Raw genomic sequence first — 18,271 nt, forward strand, 5'->3', positions numbered from 1 at the left:
GAAGTCCTGACACATCAACTGTCACCAATGTCCTGATGCAGAACTGTCACCCAAGTCCTGAGACATCACACATGGACTTGTCATACCCCTCGGCTACAGTCGCACACATGTTCGATAGCGATGATGAGGCGGGGCTGGTCGACCGCATCGCCGCGCTCGAGCGCGCCAAGTCCGCGGCCGCCGCCGAGCAAGCCGTCCTCACCGCCACCCTGGACCAAGCGCGTCGGGCTCGGGAAGCCGCCGCCGGAATCCCCACCGCGAAACGCGGCAAGGGATTGGGCAGCGAGATCGCCCTGGCCCGCCGGGACTCCCCCAACCAAGGTGGCCGCCACCTCGGCTTCGCCCGTGCCCTGGTCCACGAGATGCCCCACACCTTGGCCGCGTTGCGCGCCGGGGCGTTGTCGGAATGGCGGGCCACCCTCATCGTCCGGGAATCGGCCTGCCTCGACGTCGCCGACCGCAGGATCCTCGATGCCCGGATGTGCGCGGATCTCGCGGGGCTGGACGGCAAGGGTGATCAGCGGATCACCGCCGACGCCAAGGCCATCGCCTACGAACTCGACCCGCACGCCGTGGTCGACCGGGCCGTGCGCGCCGATGTGCGCGGATCTCGCGGGGCTGGACGGCAAGGGTGATCAGCGGATCACCGCCGACGCCAAGGCCATCGCCTACGAACTCGACCCGCACGCCGTGGTCGACCGGGCCGTGCGCGCCGACACCGAGCGCTCCGTGTGGGTGCGGCCCGCCCCGGATGCGATGACCTACGTGACCGCCCTGCTCCCCATGACCCAGGGCGTCGCGGTCTACGCCACCCTGCGGCGGGAAGCCGACACGTGTGGTGACGGACGCTCCCGGGGTCAGGTCATGGCCGACACCCTCGTCGAACGCGTCACCGGAAGACCCGCCCGACACGTGTGGTGACGGACGCTCCCGGGGTCAGGTCATGGCCGACACCCTCGTCGAACGCGTCACCGGAAGACCCGCCGAGGTTCCCGTGCCCATCGCGGTCGAGGTCGTCATCACCGACGAGACCCTCCTCGGCGGGGACCAGGCACCGGCCCGGGTGCCCGGGTACGGACCCATCCCCGCCGCCATCGCCTGCCAACTCGTCGACGGCGCCGCCACCGACGACCGATCCACGGCCACCCTGCGCCGGCTCTACCGCCACCCCGACTCCGGTGCGTTGATCGCGATGGTGCCAACTCGTCGACGGCGCCGCCACCGACGACCGATCCACGGCCACCCTGCGCCGGCTCTACCGCCACCCCGACTCCGGTGCGTTGATCGCGATGGAATCCCGCGCCAGGGCGTTCCCGAAGGGGTTGGCCCGGTTCATCGCCACCCGCGACGACACCTGCCGCACCCCGTACTGCGACGCCCCCATCCGCCACACCGACCACGCCCAGCCGCACGCCCGCGGTGGGCCCACCACCGCCGCCAACGGGCTCGGTGAATGCGAAGCCTGCAACTACGCCAAGGAAGCCCCCGGCTGGTCGGTCACCACCAGCATCGACCACACGGGCCGCCACACCGCCGAATTCACCACCCCCACCGGCGCCCGCCACCACTCCAAGTCACCACCACTACCCGGCTCACACCGACGTCGCAGCGGCGTCGAAACCGCCTTCGCCAACTACCTCGCCTGGCGCGACGCCGCCTGAGTGCCGTCCGACGGACCGGCTAGCCTGGCTCGGATGAGTGATCGCGTCGCGGTGCGGGCCGGCATTGCGCCGTTCTACGTCATGGACGTCTGGCTGAGTGCCGCCGAACGGCAACGCTCCCACGGCGACCTGGTGAACCTGTCGGCAGGCCAACCCAGCGCGCAGGCGCCCGCTCCCGTTCGCGCCGCTGCGGTCGACGCACTCGCCACGCACAATCTCGGTTACACCGTGGCACTCGGCATTCCGGAGCTACGCGAGGCCATCGCAGCGTCCTATCCCCAGCGATACGGCATCGAGGTCGACCCCGCGAACGTCGTGGTGACGACCGGATCCACCAACGGATTCCTGCTCGCGTTCCTCGCCTGCTTCGACGTCGGAGACCGCGTCGCCGTCCCCAGTCCCGGCTATCCCTGCTATCGAAACATCCTCTCCGCCTTGGGCTGCGAGGTCGTCGAGGTGCCCTGCGGACCGCAGACCCGGTTCCAGCCCACCGTCGAGATGCTGGCTGCCATCGAGCCGCCGATCACGGGCGTGATCCTCGCCAGCCCCGCCAACCCGACCGGCACCGTCATACCGCCCGCGGACCTCGCCGCCATCGCCACCTGGTGCGAAGGATCCGGGGTCCAACTGGTCAGCGACGAGCTCTATCACGGGCTGGTCTACGACGGCGCACCCACGACCAGCTGCGCGTGGGAGACCTCACGGGACGCCATCGTCGTCAACAGCTTCTCGAAGTACTTCGCCATGACGGGCTGGCGGCTGGGATGGCTGTTGGTGCCACCAGATCTGCACCGCGCCGTCGACCGGCTGGCGGGAAACTTCGCGATTTGTCCCCCCACGCTGCCGCAACTCGCGGGCGTGGCCGCGTTCACGCCAGAGTCCGTCGCCGAAGCCGATGCGCTCGTCGAGGACTACGCCGTCAACCGGCGGATCCTGCTCGACGGTCTACCCGAGATCGGCCTGCCGCGGCTGGCGCCCGCCGACGGCGCGTTCTACGTCTACGCCGACGTGTCGGACTATTCGACCGACTCGCTGGACTTCTGCGCCCGCCTCTTGGCCGACACCGGCGTCGCGATCGCGCCAGGCATCGACTTCGACACCGTGCACGGCGGCGGATACGTGCGAATGTCGTTCGCCGGAGCCACCTCCGAGGTCACCGAGGCGATCGCCCGGATGGGCCCCTGGCTCGCCGGACAGCGGTGAGCACCTAGCGCGCGCTCCACCCGCCGTCCATCGTGTAGGAGGCGCCGGTGACCATGCCCGCGTCGGCCGATGCGAGATAGCCGACGAGGGACGCCACCTCCTCGGGTTCCACCAGCCGCTTGATCGCACTCTCCGACAACAGGATTCGTTCGAGCACCTCTTGCTCGTCGATGCCGTGGTTGCGGGCCTGGTCGGCGATCTGCTTGGTGACCAGCGGTGTTCGCACGTACCCGGGGTTGACGCAGTTGCTGGTCACCCCGTGCGGTCCGCCCTCGAGGGCGGTCACCTTCGACAGTCCCTCCAACGCATGCTTTGCCGTGACGTAGGCGACCTTGAACTCCGACGCGCGCAACCCGTGCACCGACGAGACGTTGACGATCCGGCCAAAGCCCGCGTCGTACATGTGCGGCAGCGCGGCGCGAATCAACAGGAACGGTGCCTCGACCATGAGCGCCAGCATCGAGCGGAAACGTCCGGGGTCGAAGTCGGGGATCGGATCGATGCTCTGCACCCCCGCGTTGTTGACGAGGACATCGCACTCCAGTCGAAGATCCTCCAGCGCGGTGACGTCGAGAAGGTCGACGTCCCAAGGCCTTCCGCCGATCTCCGTGGCCAGGGTCTCGGCTGCGGCGGCATCGACGTCGGCGATCGTCACGGTCGCTCCGCGGCGGGCCAACTCACGTGCGCAGGCCGCGCCGATGCCACTCGCACCACCGGTGACCAGGGCGGTGCGTCCGTCCAATCCCGTCATCCGACCGTGGCCTGACGCTCCTCGGCGACGTCGACGGCGTCACGGTCGTCGAGCGACTTGAGGTCGATGCCCCTGGTCTCGCGGGTGAAGACCACCGCGATCAAGGTGACCGCACAGGCCAGGGCCAGGTAGATCGCGATCGGCACCGACGAGTCGTACACGTCGAGCAGCTTCACGGCGATGATCGGCGCCAGCGAGCCCGCGACGATCGACGTGACCTGGTAGCCGAGGGAGACACCGGAATACCGCATCCGGGTGGGGAACATCTCGGCCATGATCGCCGGCTGTGGCGCATACATCACGGCGTGGAACACCAGCCCGATGGTCACCGCGGCGGTGACCACCGCGTAGTTGCCGCTGTTCATCATCGGGAAGGCGAAGAAGCCCCACGTGGCGCCCAGCACCGCACCCGCGAAGTACACCGGACGCCTGCCGAGGCGGTCGGCGAGCTTGCCCACCAACGGGATCACCGCGAAGTGCACCGCATGCGCGACCAGCAGATACCAGAGGATCGAACTGGTGTCGGCGCCGACCTGAACCTTGAGATAGGTGATGGAGAACGTGACCACCAGGTAGTACATGATGTTCTCGCCGAAGCGCAGACCCATCGCGGTGAAGACACCCCGCGGGTAGCGCTTGAGCACCTCCACGACGCTGAGCGACGTCGCCTTCAGTCGTTCGGCCTCCTGCTGCGCCTCGACGAAGATCGGCGCGTCGGTGACCTTGGTGCGGATGTAGTAGCCAACCAGCACGACCACTGCCGACAGCCAGAACGCGACCCGCCAGCCCCACGACAGGAACGCGGCGTCCGACAGCGTCGTCGTCAGCACCAGCAGCACGATGGTCGCCAGCAGGTTGCCTGCCGGCACGCCCGCCTGCGGCCAGCTGGCCCAGAACCCGCGCTCCCGGTTGGGGCTGTGTTCGGCGACGAGCAGCACGGCTCCGCCCCACTCCCCGCCGACGGCGAAGCCCTGGATGAAACGCAGCGCCACCAACAGCGCAGGCGCCCAGTACCCGATCTGGCCGAACGTCGGTAGGCAACCCATCAAGAACGTCGCCGCACCGACCAGCAGCAAAGAGAACTGCAGCAGCTTCTTGCGGCCGTACTTGTCGCCGTAGTGACCGAAGACCACCCCGCCGAGCGGCCGGGCGACGAAGCCGACCGCATAGGTGATGAAGGCGGCGAGGATCGCGTCGAGATCGCTGGTCGTCGGCGAGAAGAACACCTTGCTGAAGACCAGGGTCGCGGCCGTTCCGTAGAGGAAGAACTCGTACCACTCGACGACGGTGCCCGCCATGGACGCGGCGACGACGCGGCGCAACCCGGTCGGTACTGGCTTGCCCATTTGGTCTCTCCCACTCTGCTGTGACGCGGCACACACTCACTGCTGAGTATTCCTGCACCGAACGGATCGTCGCAATGCCCATCGATGCAGTCGCCGTCTGCAAAAATGCACACGTGGCCGACCCGAAACGAGCGAGCGCCGACGACCTGCTCATCCTTCTGGCCGTCGGCCGGTCGGGGCGCTTCGTCTCCGCAGCCGACGAACTGGGCCTCAACCACACCACGATCTCGCGTCGCATCACCGCCCTCGAGCACTCCGTCGGCGGACGCCTGCTGGTCCGCAGCGCCGCGGGCTGGGAGCTCACCGAACTGGGCCGCGAAGCCCTCGCCGCGGCGGAGACCGTCGAATCCGCCATGCGCACGCTGGCGGGCCCGCGAGGTACGCGGTCGTTGGAGGGCGTGGTGCGCATGTCGGCGACCGACGGGTTCAGCGCGTACATCGCCGCCCCGGCCGCCGCCGAGGTTCAGCAGCGGCACCCCTTGGTGTCGGTCGAGATCGTCGCCGCCACCCGCCGGGTGACCCAGCAGCGCTCGGGGCTCGACGTCGAGGTGGTCGTCGGCGAACCGCAGGTGCACCGCGCAGAGGCGACCCGGCTCGGGGATTACTGCCTCGGTCTCTACGGATCGCGCGACTACCTCGCCACCCACGGCTCACCCACCACCACGGCCGACCTCGCGGACCACCCGCTGGTCTACTTCATCGACTCCATGTTGCAGGTCGACGACCTCGACCTGGCGCGGACCTTCGCCCCCGCCATGCGGGAATCGGTCACCTCGACCAACGTCTTCGTGCACGTCGAGGCGACGCGGGCGGCCGCCGGGCTCGGGCTGCTGCCGTGCTTCATGGCCGATCGGCACGACGATCTGATCCGCGTGCTCCGCGACGACGTCGCCCTCGTCCTGAGTTACTGGCTGGTGGCCCGCGCGGAGACACTGCGCAGGCCGGAGGTGATTGCGCTCCTCGACGCCATCCGCGCCCGCATGGACGACCAGCGCGACGTACTGCTCGGCGCGTAGCCGCCGGTCACGTCGCGACCGACGCCACCTCAGCGTCGACGTGAAACCCCAACGCCGTCATCTGCGCACGCATGAGCTTGCGCTGTTGGACCGAGGGCAGCCGCTTGGGGAACAACTCCGCGTGCACCGAGATCCCGTCGATGACGGCGATGAGCAATTCTGCGACGTCGGCGTCGGTCAGCTCGCTGTCGAGCCGGCCAGCCCGGCGGACGTCGGCGATGAGGCTGCGCAGTTTGGCGAGCAGTTCACTGGCCGCCTCGCGCTGAAACTCCCGCAACGCCGGGTTGGACAGCGCGCGAGGCCAGAAGGTGATCTCCATCAGGGTCTCGACGCGGCGCTCGCCGTCGAGGGGGAGGTTCTCCATCAGCATGGCCCACAGCTGGCCGACCTCGTCCTTGCCGCGCATGCTGTCGGCCAGCCGATCCATGAATTCGCGGTGGGTCTTCACCAGGATCGACTGCAGGATGTGGTCCTTGTCCTGAAAGTAGTGGCTCAGCACGCCGTTCGAGTATCCGGACTCGTGCGCGATGGCCCTCGTCGTCGTGTGGTCCAGACCCACGTCGACGATGACCCGGATGGCCGCGCTCAGGATCTCCTCGCGACGTTCGTCGTGGTCGACGATCTTCGGCATGGCGTCCCCTCGAGTCGTGGCTGCGCCCCGAGTCTATTGGCGGACCGAATTCAGCGACCGTAGGACAGCCGCATCGACTGCTCGACCACCGCGAGCAGATCGTCCTCGCTCAGCAGCGCGGGCGTGCCCAGGCTGCTCGCCGCCAGATGCACGTCACACAGCCACTCGATCAGGCATGCGTGCTCCACGGCCTCGGCGACCGACCCCGCCGTGCTCACGGCGCCGTGGTTGCGCAGCAGCACGGTGCCGAAACCCTCGGCGACCTGGTCACCGACGGCGGCGGCGAGTTCGTCGGATCCGAAGAGGAAGTAGGGGACGGTCGGAATCGCACCACCCAACCGCACGAGGTTGTAGTGCACCAACGGCATTCGATCGGACACCAGACCCACGGCCACCGAACTGCGGCCGTGGGTGTGGACGACCGCCCTGGCCGACGACCGGCGGTAGACCCCCAGGTGCAGCCCGGTCTCCGACGACGGCCGCAGACCGTCGACGACGTCGCCGTCGAGGGTCAACACCGTGACGTCCTCCGACGTGGCCGACTCCAGGCGCAGGCCCGCCCGCGTCACCAGGACGTACTCGTCGGATCGCGCGCTGACGTTGCCTGCCCCCGCCAAAGCCAGTCCGTGACTTGCCAACTCGCGACACGCGAGGGCGACGTCGAGACGCAGCTCGAGCACATCGGCCGTCGACTCCGCCATCATCGGGTGGTGCTGGGATGACGGGCACGCAGGCCGGCGAAGGCACCCTCGAGCCCGGTCAGAGCCATGTCCAAGTCGTCGGGTGTCGTCGCAGCCGAGACGAACCAATTGTGCTTCGGGTGGACGTACACTCCGCGAGCCTGCGCCTCGGCGCTGAACGCGATCGACAGCTCGTGGTCAACGTCGTTGGAGAACAACAGGTTTGGCATCTGCGCGGGCCCGGTGTAGTGAACGTCGAAACCCCACCGGCTCGCGGCGTCGAGGACGCCGGACCGCAGCTGGTGTCCGACGTCCCGCATGTGCGCCACCGCGCCGCGGCGCGCCAGTTCGCCGAGCGTGGCCAGCCCGGCGGCCATCGCCACCGCGCCCATCCAGAACGACCCGGTCACGAAGATGCCGCCGGCCGCGTCGCGGTACCGGTCGGTGCCCGTCACCGCCGCCAACGGGTAACCGTTGGCGATGGCCTTGCTCCACGGCGTGAGGTCCGGGTAGACGCCCAGCGCATCCCAGCTGCCACCGTGGTTGAGCCGGAAGCCGGCCCGCACGTCGTCGAGGATCAACGCCGCACCGATCTCGTCGCAGAACGCCCGCACGTCGCGCGCGAAGGTGGGGTCGGCGAGTTCCTGGTCGAAACCGGCGTCGTGCCGGAACGGACTGACGATGACGGCCGCGACGTCGGCCGCCCGCTCGCCGACCGCGGCGCGGAGGGAGTCGACGTCGTTGTAGCGGTAGTGCAGGAGATTGGCTCGGTCGGCCGCGGTGACACCCGCCGGGAACGGCGTGCACCAGGGCGCGGCTCCGTGATAGGCGCCCTCGGCGACGAGGATCAGGTCACGCTTGGTCTCGGCGCGAGCGATGGTGCAGCACATGGTCGTCGCATCGGTGCCGTTCTTGGCGAACATCGCCCAGTCGGCGTTCTCGACGGTCCGCACCAGCTCCTCGGCGAGTTCGACCAGGATAGGCGCGGGGCCGTTGAGGCAGTCACCCCGACGCCGTTGCTCCTCGGCCGCCTGCTCGACCACGGGATCGTCGTGGCCGAGGATCACCGGACCCCAGCTGCACATCAAGTCGACGTACTCGTTGCCGTCGACGTCCCAGAGCCGGGCCCCGCGGGAGCGCGCGATGAACTGGGGGATGGCCGGCAGCGCATTCATGTTCTGGTGGCCGTACATGCCGTTCGGGACGACGGCCTGTGCGCGCCGGCGCAATTCGGAGTCGGCGCTGCGCTGGCGGCGGTCGATTCCCGTGCCGAGTTCGGTGGTCATGGATTCTCGCTCCTCTGGGTGTCAGGTGTGGTCGACGGCGAGCCGTCAGGTGTGGTCGACGGCGAGCCGTCCGGTGTGGTCGACGGCGAGCCGGATGCGGTCGGCCGCGTCGGGATGGTGTGCGGCGAGCAGCGCGAGCACGCCGGCGAGGTCGTCGATGCCGGCGTCCGAGCCGAGACCGGACGCCACCAGGGCCCCGCAGGCGCATCCCAGCAGCGCGGCGTCCTCGGGCGAGCACCCGGCCAGCAGCCCGGCGATCATGCCGGCGTTGAACGAGTCGCCACACCCGGTGGTGTCGACCACCGTCGTCGGCAACGCGGGCACGCAGGTGGGGGTGGCGCCGGGACGCACCAGAAGGGCGCCGTCGGCGCCGACCGTCACGGCCACGGCGCCGACGCCGCGCGCGATCAGTGCCCGGGCCGCGTCGACCACGTCGTCGAGGCCGGTGAGACCTCGCAACTGCTCCTCGTTCGGCATCAACCAGTCGACCAGTGGCAGCAGCGGGCCGAGTAGGTCGAGGGTCGCGGGCCACGCCGGGTACAGCAGGTCGACGAAGACGGGCGTGCCCGCCGCGTGCACCGCCTCGATCATGGCGACACCGGCGGGCTCGAGGAGCAGCGGCATGGTCTCCGGCCCGCCGAACAGAACCGCGTCGGCCGCCAGCAGGTCGGCACCGCGGATGTCCTCGGCACGCATCGACGTCGTGGCCCCCGGCACGTGCAGCGCCGGCCGTTCGCCGTTGGGCCGGATCGGCAGGATCGTCGACGACGTCACCGCGTCCTGGCGGATCACCAGACCGGCGGTGTCCACCCCGTGCGCCGAGAGCTGCGTCTGGAGCAGCTGGCCGAGGACGTCGTTCCCGATCGCGCCGAACGAGGAGACCGCACACCCGAGTTTGGCCAGGTCGACGGCGGCACCGCCACCGGTGCCCGCCACCGTCACGCGGATCTCGTCGAGCAGGAGGCTGCCCTGCCCGGGCGGAATGTGCGAGACCGGCCGTCCGAGGACGTCGACGATGTGCGGCCCGAGGACCGCGACGGACCCCAGAACCCTCACCCGTGTTCCTGTGGTGCGGGCGCCGGGTCGAAGTCGACGACGGCATCCCGGCGAAGGCGGTGAACCACGAATCCGACGACGAACGCGAGCGGAATCAACCACGGCAGCAGGTTGGGCACGGTGTCCTCGGTGCCCGTCAGGACGGAGTAGTTCGCGATGATCAATCCGGTGGCGACCAGCAGACCGATGGCCCCGATGAGCGGCGCCGCCAACGTCTTCCACAGACGACGGTCCTTGCGGCGACGGAAGAACACGACCACGGTGACGGCGACCGCGCCCTGCATCGCGACGATGCCGACGGTGAACAAGCCACCGAGACTGGTGTAGACGCCCAGATACGGATCGGCGCCGACGAGCACGAAGACCGCGACCATGACTGCGGTCAGCAGCGACAGCGCCTCGCTGGCACGGGCCGGCCCCTGATAGCGGGTGTGCAACCTGCCGAGGAACTTCGGCATCGTGCCCTGCGTGCCCATCGTCTGCAGATACCGCGTGGTCGCGTTGTGCAGGGCCACCAGCGAGGCCAGCACGCTGGTGAGGAAGAAGACCTGCATCAGCGTCGTCAGGAGCGGACCGCCCTGCTGCCCGGACAGGACGAACAACAGATCACCCTGGGATTCGTTGGCCGTGGGGACGATTTGGTTCACGCCGATCGAGCCGACGATGAGCCAGACGGTGAGGAAGTAGAACACCGAGATGACGCCGACGCAGAGGTAGATCGCGCGGGGGACGGTCTTGCCGGGATTGCGGGCCTCGTTGGCGTAGATGACTGCCGACTCGATGCCGATGAAGGACGTGAAGGCGATCATCAACGCCGGACCGATGCTGCCCGAGAAGACCTGCTGGGGCGTGAAGATGTCCAGCGGGAGTGCGGACAGACCGCTGTGGGCGAGGATGAGGATGTCCAGGACGACGAGCATCGCGAACTCGGCGACGATCATGACGAGCAGGACGGTCGCGCTGAGGTCGGCGGCGTGTCTGCCCAGCACGCCGACCACGAGCAACGCCACGACGGAGTAGAGCCACCAGGGCAGGTGCAGACCGTGCCCCTGGGCGATGACGTCGGCGAAATACCCTGCGGCGGCCGTGATTCCGATGGTTCCAGCACCGTAGGACAGGGTGGTGGCGTAAGCCGCACCGAGCCCGGCCCCTGGCCCGAAGCCGGCGTGCACGTAGCGCGCGAACCCGCCGCCACCGGGCACCGCCCGGTTGATGGCCACGTAGCCGACCGCGAAGCAGCAGAGCACCAGACCGGCGATCACGAAGATGATCGGCAGCCCCGCACCGTTACCGAGCGTGAACCCGATCGGGGTGTTTCCGATGACCGAACCCAGCGGGGCGGCGCAGGCGATGACCAGCAACGCCACCCGGCCCGTCCCCAGATTGGCCTTGAATTGCGTTGCATCCGTTGACGAATGCGGCTCGACGTCGTCGACGGACGTGGTGGGCGGCGTGGGTGATGACATTCGGGCTTCTTCCCTGAGGTCGCGCAGGATTCATGCCGGATGGCTCGGGCGTCGGCGCCCAGTGGTTAAAGTATGCGGACGTCCGAAATAAAACAATGGATTGGTGAAATCCTTAACGCAGTGGCAACAGTGGACGTAACGCTTGCGCGATCGCCACCCGCCTGATGGGGTCGACGCATGCCCTTCCTGGACACCGACGACGGACGCGCCTACTACCGGCACTGGGCCTCACCGGACCCCCGGGCGGCGGTCGTCTTCCTGCACGGCTTCGGTGAGCACACCGGGCTCTACCACCGTTACGGCTTCGCCCTCAACGCCGCCGGGATCGACCTCTGGGCGGTCGACCAGTTCGGTCACGGCCTGACCCCCGGCGAGCGCGGCGACTTCGGGTCGCTCGAGGCGAGTGTCGCCCTCGCCGATCGGCTGGCCGAACTGGCTCGGGCCGAGACACCCGACGTGCCGCTGATCGCCCAGGGGCATTCCTTCGGCGCGGTGGCGACTCTGTGGAAGGTGCTGGCCGCTCCGGATGCCTACCCTGCCGCGGTGATCTCGGGTGCACCCCTGATCCCGGTCCCGGGACTGGTCGACGTCGACTCGACCTTCGAGATCGCGCCGAACCAGCTTTCGGCCGACCCCTTCTACCTCGACGCGATGGAGAACGACCCACTGGCCTTCGTCGACGCCGACGGCGGCCCGCTGGCGCGCGAACTGGACCGGGGTTGGGACACCTTCGGCACCACCCTGCCAACGCTCGCCATTCCGACGCTGGCGGTCCACGGCGCGAACGACCCGATCGCACCCATCGGCGCGCTGCGGGCATACGCCGAGCAGATCGAGCCGTTGTCGCTGGTCGAGATGGCCGGTGGCGGCCACGACATCCTGAACGACGTCAGTCACCGGGAGGTCGCCGATCACGTCGTCGAGTTCGTCCACAGGAGTTGTGCACAGTGTGGATGAATTACACGCGTGTAGTTCTTCGCTAGAGCCAGGTGTCGGCCGTCGTCGCGGTCAGGAACGCGTCGAGGTCGTCGCGCCACTGCGCAGGCGTGTTCTTGTCCGGCTCGATGCCGGTGTACTCACCGCGGTAGAACAGCAGCGGCCGCGGCTTCTCCTTGGCGGGCTCCGACATGTCGTGCACCGCCCCGAACACCACGAAGTGATCGCCGCCGTCGTGCACCGAGGCCACCGTGCAGTCGATGTGGGCCAACGCGCCGGTCAGCACCGGCGATCCCAGGTGTGACGGCGTCCAGTCCACCCCGGCGAACTTGTCCGGTTCCCTCGACCCGAAGCGCGCCGAGACGTCGCGTTGATCCTCATGCAGCACGTTGACGCAGAACCGCCCGCTGGCCTCGATGGCCTGCCACGACCGGGACTGCTTCGTCGGGCAGAACAACACCAGCGGCGGATCGAGCGACAGCGCCGCGAACGACTGACACGCAAAGCCGACGGGTTGGCCGTCGTGAACGGTGGTGATGATGGTGATGCCCGTGCAGAACTGACCGAGCACGTGCCGGAACGTACGCGCGTCGACGGGTTGGGGCATGGTCGCTACTTGAAGCCGACGCTGAAGTCGTGCCCCCACAACGACACCGCGGTGCTCTCCCGCGCCACCCAACTGTTGTCTTCGACTTCGAGCCCCTCGCAACCGAATTCGATGTCGAAACCACCGGGAGTCTTGATGTAGAAGGACAACATCTTGTCGTTGGTGTGCCGGCCCAAGGTCGCCGACATCTTCACCTTGCGGCGCAGCGCGCGGTCCAGGCAGAGGCCGACGTCGTCGGCTTCCTCGACCTCCACCATCAGATGCACGATCCCGGTCGGGTTGGGCATCGGCATGAACGCCAGCGCGTGATGGCGCGGGTTGCAGCCGTAGAAGCGCAGCCAGATCGGATCGGCGTCGGCAGGACGGCCGACCAGTTGCGGCGGCAGGCTCATCGAGTCCCGCAGCCGAAAACCCAGCACATCCTGATAGAACGCCTGGGCCGCGGCGTCGTCGTCACAGGTGAGCACCACGTGCCCGAGGCCCTGCTCGGCGGTGACGAACTCGTGGCCGTACGGGCTGACGAACCGTCGACCCAGATACTGGGCGCCGTGGAACGCCTCCAGGACGTTGCCCGCGGGGTCGACGAACCGGATCAGTCCCTCCACGCGCCGTTCGAGTTTGTCCTCGCGGGTGCCCTCGGTGAACTCGACGCCGGCCTTGGCCAACGTCTCGCGCAAGACCTGCAGAGCGGGTGCGTCGGCGACCTCCCAGCCGGAGACGAGCAGACGGTCGTGCTCACCCGGCACGATCACCAGCCGGGCGGCCATCTCGTCCATGCGTAGATAGAGCGCGCCCTCGGTCGGCGCCTTGTCGGGGGCGGGTCCCTCCACCATGCCGAGCACCTTCAGCGCGAATTCGCGCCATGCCGACACGTCGGTCGCTTCGATGCGCATGTACCCCAGCGCCTTGATGCTCATGGTCTAACTCCCCAGGAAGTCGATGGTCAGCTGGTTGAACTCGTCGAACTTCTCCAGCTGCGCCCAGTGCCCACACTGGCCGAACACGTGCAACTGCACGCGTTGAATCTGCTTGAGGGCGACCAGGGCGCCGTCGATGGGGTTCACCCTGTCCTCGCGGCCCCAGATGAGAAGCACCGGCTGACGCAGCTTGTAGACGTCGCGCCACATCATGCCGAGCTCGAAGTCCGCCCCCGCGAAGGACTTTCCCATCGCCTTGGCCGCCGCGAGGGATTCCGGCCGGCTGGCGATCGCGAAGCGCTCGTCGACGAGCTCGGGGGTGATGACACTTTGGTCGAAGACCATGATGCGCAGGAACTTCTCCATGTTCTCGCGCGTGGGGTCGACGGTGAACTTGCCGAGCAGCTTGACGCCCTCGGTCGGATCGGGCGCGAAGAGGTTGACGCTCAGGCCGCCCGGGCCCATCAGCACCAGCCGGCCCGCCCGCTTCGGGTTGTCCAACGCGAAGCGCACCGCAGTGCCGCCGCCCAGCGAATTGCCCACCAGCGCAGCACGTTCGATGCCGAGATGGTCGAAGAGACCCAGCAGGGCCAGCGCGCTGTAGCGGTTGTACTGCTCGTGTTCGGTGTGCTTGTCGGACTCGCCGTACCCCGGCTGGTCGACGGCGAGCACGTGGAAGTGCTGCGCCAGGACCGCGATGTTCTTGGAGAAGTTCGACCAGCTGGACGCACCCGGCCCGCCGCCGTGCAAGAGCACGACGGTGCCGCCCGTCTCTCGGTTCCCCACGCCCGCTTCGTGATAGTGCAGGCGCATGTCGTCCCGTACTTGCGCGTAGCGACTCGTCGACTCGAACGTGATCTCCTGCAGCGCTGTCACGATCAGACCATCGTGTCGGCCGGCGGCAGCCCGAAGGCCTCGTTCCCGAAGATGAGATAGGCGCGCTCGGGCTCGTTGGCGGCATGCACCCGGCCGGCGTGGGCGTCGCGCCAGAACCGCTGGACCGGCTTGTCGGTCTCGAGCGCGGTGGCACCGGAGGCCTCGAAGAGCAGATCGATCGACGCGATCGCGCGGGCGGTCGCACGCACCTGGTCGCGACGGGCGCGGGCGCGAAGTTCGAACGGGATCTCTTGGCCCGCCGTCAGGAGCGCGTACTCGTCACCGACGTTGCCGATCAGCTGCCGCCACCCGGCGTCGATGTCGCTCGCCGCTTCGGCGATGCGCACCTTGGCGAACGGGTCGTCCTTGGACTTCTCCCCGGCGAACGCGGCGCGGATGCGCTTGCCCTGATGCTCGACGTGCGCGTCGTAGGCGCCGTAGGCCATTCCCATGATCGGGGCGGTGATGGTCGTGGGATGCATGGTGCCCCACGGCATCTTGTAGACCGGCGCCGTGTTGGTCTGCAGGCCACCAGCGGTCCGGTCGTTCATGGACTTGTAGGACAGGAAGCGGTGCGTGGGGACGAACACGTCCTTGACCACGACGGTGTTGCTGCCGGTGGCCTTGAGGCCGACCACGTGCCACACGTCGTCGATCCGGTAGTCCGACCTGGGGATGAGGAAGCTGCCGAAGTCGACCGGGCGGCCGTCCTTGATGACCGGCCCACCGAGGAACGCCCACGTCGCGTGGTCACACCCGCTCGACCACTGCCACGCACCGCTGACCAGGTAGCCGCCGTCGACGACGGTGCCCGCGCCCATCGGTGCGTAGGACGAGGAGATGCGGACCGAGGAGTCCTCCCCCCAGACCTCCTCTTGGGCTTGCTGGTCGAACAGGGCGAGGTGCCAGTTGTGCACGCCGATGATGGAGCTCACCCAGCCGGTCGAACCGCACGCGCTGCCGAGCCGGCGAACCGCCTCGTAGAACGAGGTGGGGTCGCACTGCAGACCACCCCACTGCTCGGGCTGCAGGAGCTTGAAGAATCCGGCCCTGTCGAGGTCTTCGATGGTCTCGTCGGGGATGCGTCGCAGGTCCTCGGCGGCTTGGGCGCGCTTGGCGATCAGCGGCAACAAATCGTCGATGCCGTCTAGGACCGATTGCACGTCGCGTTGTTCAATAGACGTCACTGGTTGCCTCCGGGCATCGAGGTGTGGATCACGGACTTCCTCAAGATTAGAACACGTTACGATTTGTGTCGAGCAAGTCGCACCTACGATGGCTAGACCTGCGGAAGTACGTTTTTGTAACATGTTCTAGTTTTCACCGACTGATGGAGGACCGACCGTGACGGACGAGCCGCTCGGCACCCACGTGCTCGAGCTGCAACTGGCCGACGTCGTCGAGGAAACCGCCGATGCGCGGTCGCTCGTCTTCGACGTGCCCGACGGGTCGCAGATTCCCGCCGAACGACTCCGTCACCAACCGGGTCAGTTCCTCACCCTGCGGGTGCCGAGTGACCGCACCGGATCCGTCGCCCGCTGCTACTCGCTGTGCAGCTCGCCGTTCGGCGACGAAGCGCTGACCGTCACCGTCAAGCGCACCGCAGGGGGCTACGCGTCGAACTGGCTGTGCGACAACGCGCACCCCGGAATGCGGATGCACGTGCTCGCGCCGTCGGGCACCTTCGTGCCCGCCACACTCGACACGGACTTCCTGCTGCTGGCGGCCGGCAGCGGCGTGACGCCGATGATGGCCATCCTCAAGTCGGCACTGTCGGAGGGGTCCGGCAAGGTCACGCTGGTCTACGCGAACCGTGACGAGAAGTCGGTGATCTTCGCCGGCGCCCTGCGCGAATTGGCCACCAAGTACCCCGACCGCTTCACCGCGGTGCATTGGATCGAATCGGTCCAAGGGCTGCCCAGTGCCGCCGCCCTGGTCAACCTGGTCGCCCCCTACGTCGACCGCGAGACGTTCATCTGCGGGCCGGGCCCGTTCATGGTGGCCGCCCAGGAGGCGCTCGGCGTCGCCGGTGCGGCCCCCGAGCGGGTCCACCTAGAGGTGTTCAAGTCTCTGGAGTCCGACCCCTTCGCCGCGGTCGTGATCGACGAGGACGAGGGCGACGACGCTCCGGCGACTGCGGTGGTCACCCTCGACGGAGAGACCCAGGACATCCGGTGGCCCCGCAACGCCAAGCTGCTCGACGTCTTGCTGGACAAGGGCCTCGACGCGCCCTTCTCGTGCCGCGAAGGCCATTGCGGCGCATGCGCCGTCCTCGTCAAGAGCGGCGAGGTGCACATGGAGGTCAACGACGTGCTGGAGGCCTCCGACCTCGCCGAGGGGCTGATCCTGGCCTGCCAAGCCAAACCGGCATCCGATTCGGTGGAAGTCACCTACGACGAATGACCTGCGGGCTAACATTCGCTGGACCGCAGAGGAGCAACGTGATGCGCAGGGCTGGAACTCTCGCGGCGATGTCAGCGACCATGCTCGCACTCGGCGTCCTGTGCCCGACGGCGCAGTCCGCCGCCGCGACGAACACCGCCACCCGTGGCATCGCCATCGACGACACCCACACGGTGCAGATCCACGTCACGGCCAACTGCGTCAAGGCCGAGAACAGGTGCTACTTCGACACCCTGGCCGACGTTCTCACCCCCGACGGCACCACCGGATTCCCGTCGGACTTCTACGGCAAGCAGAACACCACCATCCGGTCGACGAACCGGATGGTCTACATGGACGCGGACTTCGACGCCGCCAACACCCGGATGTTCAAGTCGATCAGCGACACCGAGTTCGCCACGGTCTACTTTGCGGGCAACCCGCCCGTCATGCGCGGCGACGCCCGCACCGTCCAGTTCGAGACCGGGCAACCCAACACCGACGCCGGATTCATCGCGTGCGCCTACATCCAGGTGGTGTACGGCGGCATCAACCTGACCACGCCCACGGCGTGCGCGCAGACCACGTACTCCTGATCCTCAACCGAGGTCGCCGACGAGAACCGGCTGCGCCCGGTACTCCGATGCGAACAGATTCCTCAGCGCGTCGACCTTCGGCATGTCGTTGGCCATGATGTAGGCACTCGTCGGATGCGAGTTCAGATAGTCCTGGTGGTATTGCTCGGCGGGGAAGAACCCCGTGTCGGGCTCGACCTTCGTGACGATCGGCCGGTCGAACACCTTTGCCGCCGACAGCTGCGCGAGATAGGCGTCGGCGACGCGCTGCTGAGTCGCGTTCTGGGCGAAGATCGCCGACCGGTACTGCGTGCCCTCGTCCGGCCCCTGCCGGTCGAGTTGCGTCGGGTCCGTCACCACCGAGAAGTAGATCCGCAGCAGCTGACCGAAGGTCACCTGGGCCGGGTCGTAGGTGATGCGCACGGATTCGGCGTGCCCGGTGGTGCCGGTACTCACGGTCTCGTAGTCGGCGGTCGACTGCTGCCCGCCCGCGTAGCCCGACTCGGCCATCGTCACGCCCTCGACGTGTTGGAAGACCCCCTGGACGCCCCAGAAGCAGCCCCCGGCGAGCACCGCGGTCTCCGAGGTGCCGGGCGCCGCCCGTGGTTCGTCGACCGTCGGGTCGGGGACGACGACGGGTGCCGCGGTTCCCATGCCCGCGAGTACGGCAGGGGCGGTGATGGCGCCGGACTGCACCCCGATGAACAACGCGGCCGCCACCCCGAGCACCCCGAGACCACTACCGAGGGTCAACCTCGTGCGATTCGCCATCTCACCAGTGTCCTCCGCGTCGGCCGAGGCGCCAGGCCTCGTCCCCGAGAAGTCATTACGAAGCGATGACCAGACGTTCACCCACGCTTCGCCCCCGGTTTCCCCGTACGG

17 protein-coding genes and 2 pseudogenes are annotated in these 18,271 nt (G+C 68.1%); 7 read left to right on the top strand and 12 right to left on the bottom strand.

Annotation, left to right across the window (positions count from 1 at the left end; translation table 11 throughout):
- Window positions 1-107: 107 nt before the first annotated feature.
- From H7K45_RS16930 to H7K45_RS16945, 3 genes and pseudogenes are all read left to right on the top strand, one after another.
- A pseudogene (locus H7K45_RS16930) lies at window positions 108-485 on the top strand (HNH endonuclease); the annotation flags it as partial.
- 120 nt (window positions 486-605) lie between these two features.
- Window positions 606-1,661, top strand: a pseudogene (locus tag H7K45_RS16940) (HNH endonuclease); the annotation flags it as partial.
- Between the two features lie 33 nt (window positions 1,662-1,694).
- On the top strand, window positions 1,695-2,864 hold the full coding sequence (locus H7K45_RS16945) for a pyridoxal phosphate-dependent aminotransferase (RefSeq protein ID WP_263997055.1): 1,170 nt from the start codon (window positions 1,695-1,697) through the stop codon (window positions 2,862-2,864).
- A 4-nt stretch (window positions 2,865-2,868) separates the two neighbouring features.
- On the opposite strand, the gene H7K45_RS16950 is transcribed toward H7K45_RS16945, so the two are convergent.
- Together H7K45_RS16950 and H7K45_RS16955 are read right to left on the bottom strand one after the other, a co-directional pair.
- On the bottom strand, window positions 2,869-3,615 hold the full coding sequence (locus H7K45_RS16950; protein ID WP_263997056.1) for a 3-hydroxybutyrate dehydrogenase: 747 nt from the start codon (window positions 3,613-3,615) through the stop codon (window positions 2,869-2,871).
- Complete coding sequence (locus H7K45_RS16955) at window positions 3,612-4,961, bottom strand: MFS transporter (RefSeq protein WP_263997057.1); 1,350 nt, start codon at window positions 4,959-4,961, stop codon at window positions 3,612-3,614. The genes H7K45_RS16950 and H7K45_RS16955 overlap by 4 nt, the downstream gene beginning before the upstream one ends.
- Window positions 4,962-5,035: 74 nt before the next feature.
- Here H7K45_RS16955 and H7K45_RS16960 point away from each other — a divergent pair, with 74 nt between their 5' ends.
- The gene (locus H7K45_RS16960) at window positions 5,036-5,977 is read left to right on the top strand and encodes a LysR family transcriptional regulator (protein WP_263997058.1); all 942 of its coding nucleotides are present in this window, start codon (window positions 5,036-5,038) and stop codon (window positions 5,975-5,977) included.
- A gap of 7 nt (window positions 5,978-5,984) precedes the next feature.
- Here the strand turns inward: H7K45_RS16960 and H7K45_RS16965 are convergent, their stop codons facing one another.
- From H7K45_RS16965 to H7K45_RS16985, 5 genes are read right to left on the bottom strand one after another with little or no spacing between them, the layout of a single operon-like run.
- On the bottom strand, window positions 5,985-6,608 hold the full coding sequence (locus H7K45_RS16965) for a TetR/AcrR family transcriptional regulator (RefSeq protein ID WP_263997059.1): 624 nt from the start codon (window positions 6,606-6,608) through the stop codon (window positions 5,985-5,987).
- Between the two features lie 50 nt (window positions 6,609-6,658).
- Window positions 6,659-7,309 (bottom strand): class II aldolase/adducin family protein, encoded by a 651-nt coding sequence (locus H7K45_RS16970; protein ID WP_263997061.1) that lies wholly within the window; start codon window positions 7,307-7,309, stop codon window positions 6,659-6,661.
- Window positions 7,309-8,574 (bottom strand): aminotransferase class III-fold pyridoxal phosphate-dependent enzyme, encoded by a 1,266-nt coding sequence (locus tag H7K45_RS16975; RefSeq protein WP_263997062.1) that lies wholly within the window; start codon window positions 8,572-8,574, stop codon window positions 7,309-7,311. The genes H7K45_RS16970 and H7K45_RS16975 overlap by 1 nt, the downstream gene beginning before the upstream one ends.
- Window positions 8,575-8,619: 45 nt before the next feature.
- Window positions 8,620-9,630 carry a carbohydrate kinase family protein gene (locus tag H7K45_RS16980; protein ID WP_263997063.1) on the bottom strand — a complete coding sequence of 337 codons (1,011 nt, stop codon included), beginning with the start codon at window positions 9,628-9,630 and terminating at the stop codon, window positions 8,620-8,622.
- The gene (locus H7K45_RS16985; RefSeq protein ID WP_263997064.1) at window positions 9,627-11,096 is read right to left on the bottom strand and encodes an APC family permease; all 1,470 of its coding nucleotides are present in this window, start codon (window positions 11,094-11,096) and stop codon (window positions 9,627-9,629) included. The genes H7K45_RS16980 and H7K45_RS16985 overlap by 4 nt, the downstream gene beginning before the upstream one ends.
- 177 nt (window positions 11,097-11,273) lie before the next feature.
- On the opposite strand from H7K45_RS16985, the gene H7K45_RS16990 reads away from it, so the two are divergent.
- On the top strand, window positions 11,274-12,053 hold the full coding sequence (locus H7K45_RS16990; RefSeq protein WP_263997065.1) for an alpha/beta hydrolase: 780 nt from the start codon (window positions 11,274-11,276) through the stop codon (window positions 12,051-12,053).
- 22 nt (window positions 12,054-12,075) lie between these two features.
- Here the strand turns inward: H7K45_RS16990 and hsaB are convergent, their stop codons facing one another.
- The 4 genes from hsaB to hsaA are packed head-to-tail and all read right to left on the bottom strand — an operon-like array spanning window position 12,076 to window position 15,619.
- On the bottom strand, window positions 12,076-12,639 hold the full coding sequence (gene hsaB, locus H7K45_RS16995; RefSeq protein WP_263997066.1) for a 3-hydroxy-9,10-secoandrosta-1,3,5(10)-triene-9,17-dione monooxygenase reductase subunit: 564 nt from the start codon (window positions 12,637-12,639) through the stop codon (window positions 12,076-12,078).
- A gap of 5 nt (window positions 12,640-12,644) precedes the next feature.
- Window positions 12,645-13,556, bottom strand: coding sequence for an iron-dependent extradiol dioxygenase HsaC (gene hsaC / locus H7K45_RS17000; RefSeq protein WP_263997067.1), 912 nt, complete (start codon window positions 13,554-13,556; stop codon window positions 12,645-12,647).
- 3 nt (window positions 13,557-13,559) lie between these two features.
- The gene (gene hsaD / locus H7K45_RS17005; RefSeq protein WP_263997068.1) at window positions 13,560-14,432 is read right to left on the bottom strand and encodes a 4,5:9,10-diseco-3-hydroxy-5,9,17-trioxoandrosta-1(10),2-diene-4-oate hydrolase; all 873 of its coding nucleotides are present in this window, start codon (window positions 14,430-14,432) and stop codon (window positions 13,560-13,562) included.
- 2 nt (window positions 14,433-14,434) lie between these two features.
- The gene (hsaA, locus tag H7K45_RS17010; RefSeq protein ID WP_263997069.1) at window positions 14,435-15,619 is read right to left on the bottom strand and encodes a 3-hydroxy-9,10-secoandrosta-1,3,5(10)-triene-9,17-dione monooxygenase oxygenase subunit; all 1,185 of its coding nucleotides are present in this window, start codon (window positions 15,617-15,619) and stop codon (window positions 14,435-14,437) included.
- Between the two features lie 157 nt (window positions 15,620-15,776).
- On the opposite strand from hsaA, the gene H7K45_RS17015 reads away from it, so the two are divergent.
- Window positions 15,777-16,835: a ferredoxin--NADP reductase gene (locus tag H7K45_RS17015; protein ID WP_263997070.1), complete on the top strand. Its 1,059-nt coding sequence runs from the start codon at window positions 15,777-15,779 to the stop codon at window positions 16,833-16,835.
- 68 nt (window positions 16,836-16,903) lie between these two features.
- Entirely contained in the window at window positions 16,904-17,410 is a 507-nt protein-coding gene (locus tag H7K45_RS17020; protein WP_263997071.1) for a hypothetical protein, read from the top strand.
- A 3-nt stretch (window positions 17,411-17,413) separates the two neighbouring features.
- On the opposite strand, the gene msrA is transcribed toward H7K45_RS17020, so the two are convergent.
- On the bottom strand, window positions 17,414-18,160 hold the full coding sequence (msrA, locus tag H7K45_RS17025) for a peptide-methionine (S)-S-oxide reductase MsrA (protein ID WP_263997072.1): 747 nt from the start codon (window positions 18,158-18,160) through the stop codon (window positions 17,414-17,416).
- Between the last annotated feature and the right edge of the window lie 111 nt (window positions 18,161-18,271).

Source organism: Mycobacterium yunnanensis (genome assembly GCF_025823185.1).
GTDB classification, from domain to species: Bacteria; Actinomycetota; Actinomycetes; order Mycobacteriales; family Mycobacteriaceae; genus Mycobacterium; species Mycobacterium yunnanensis.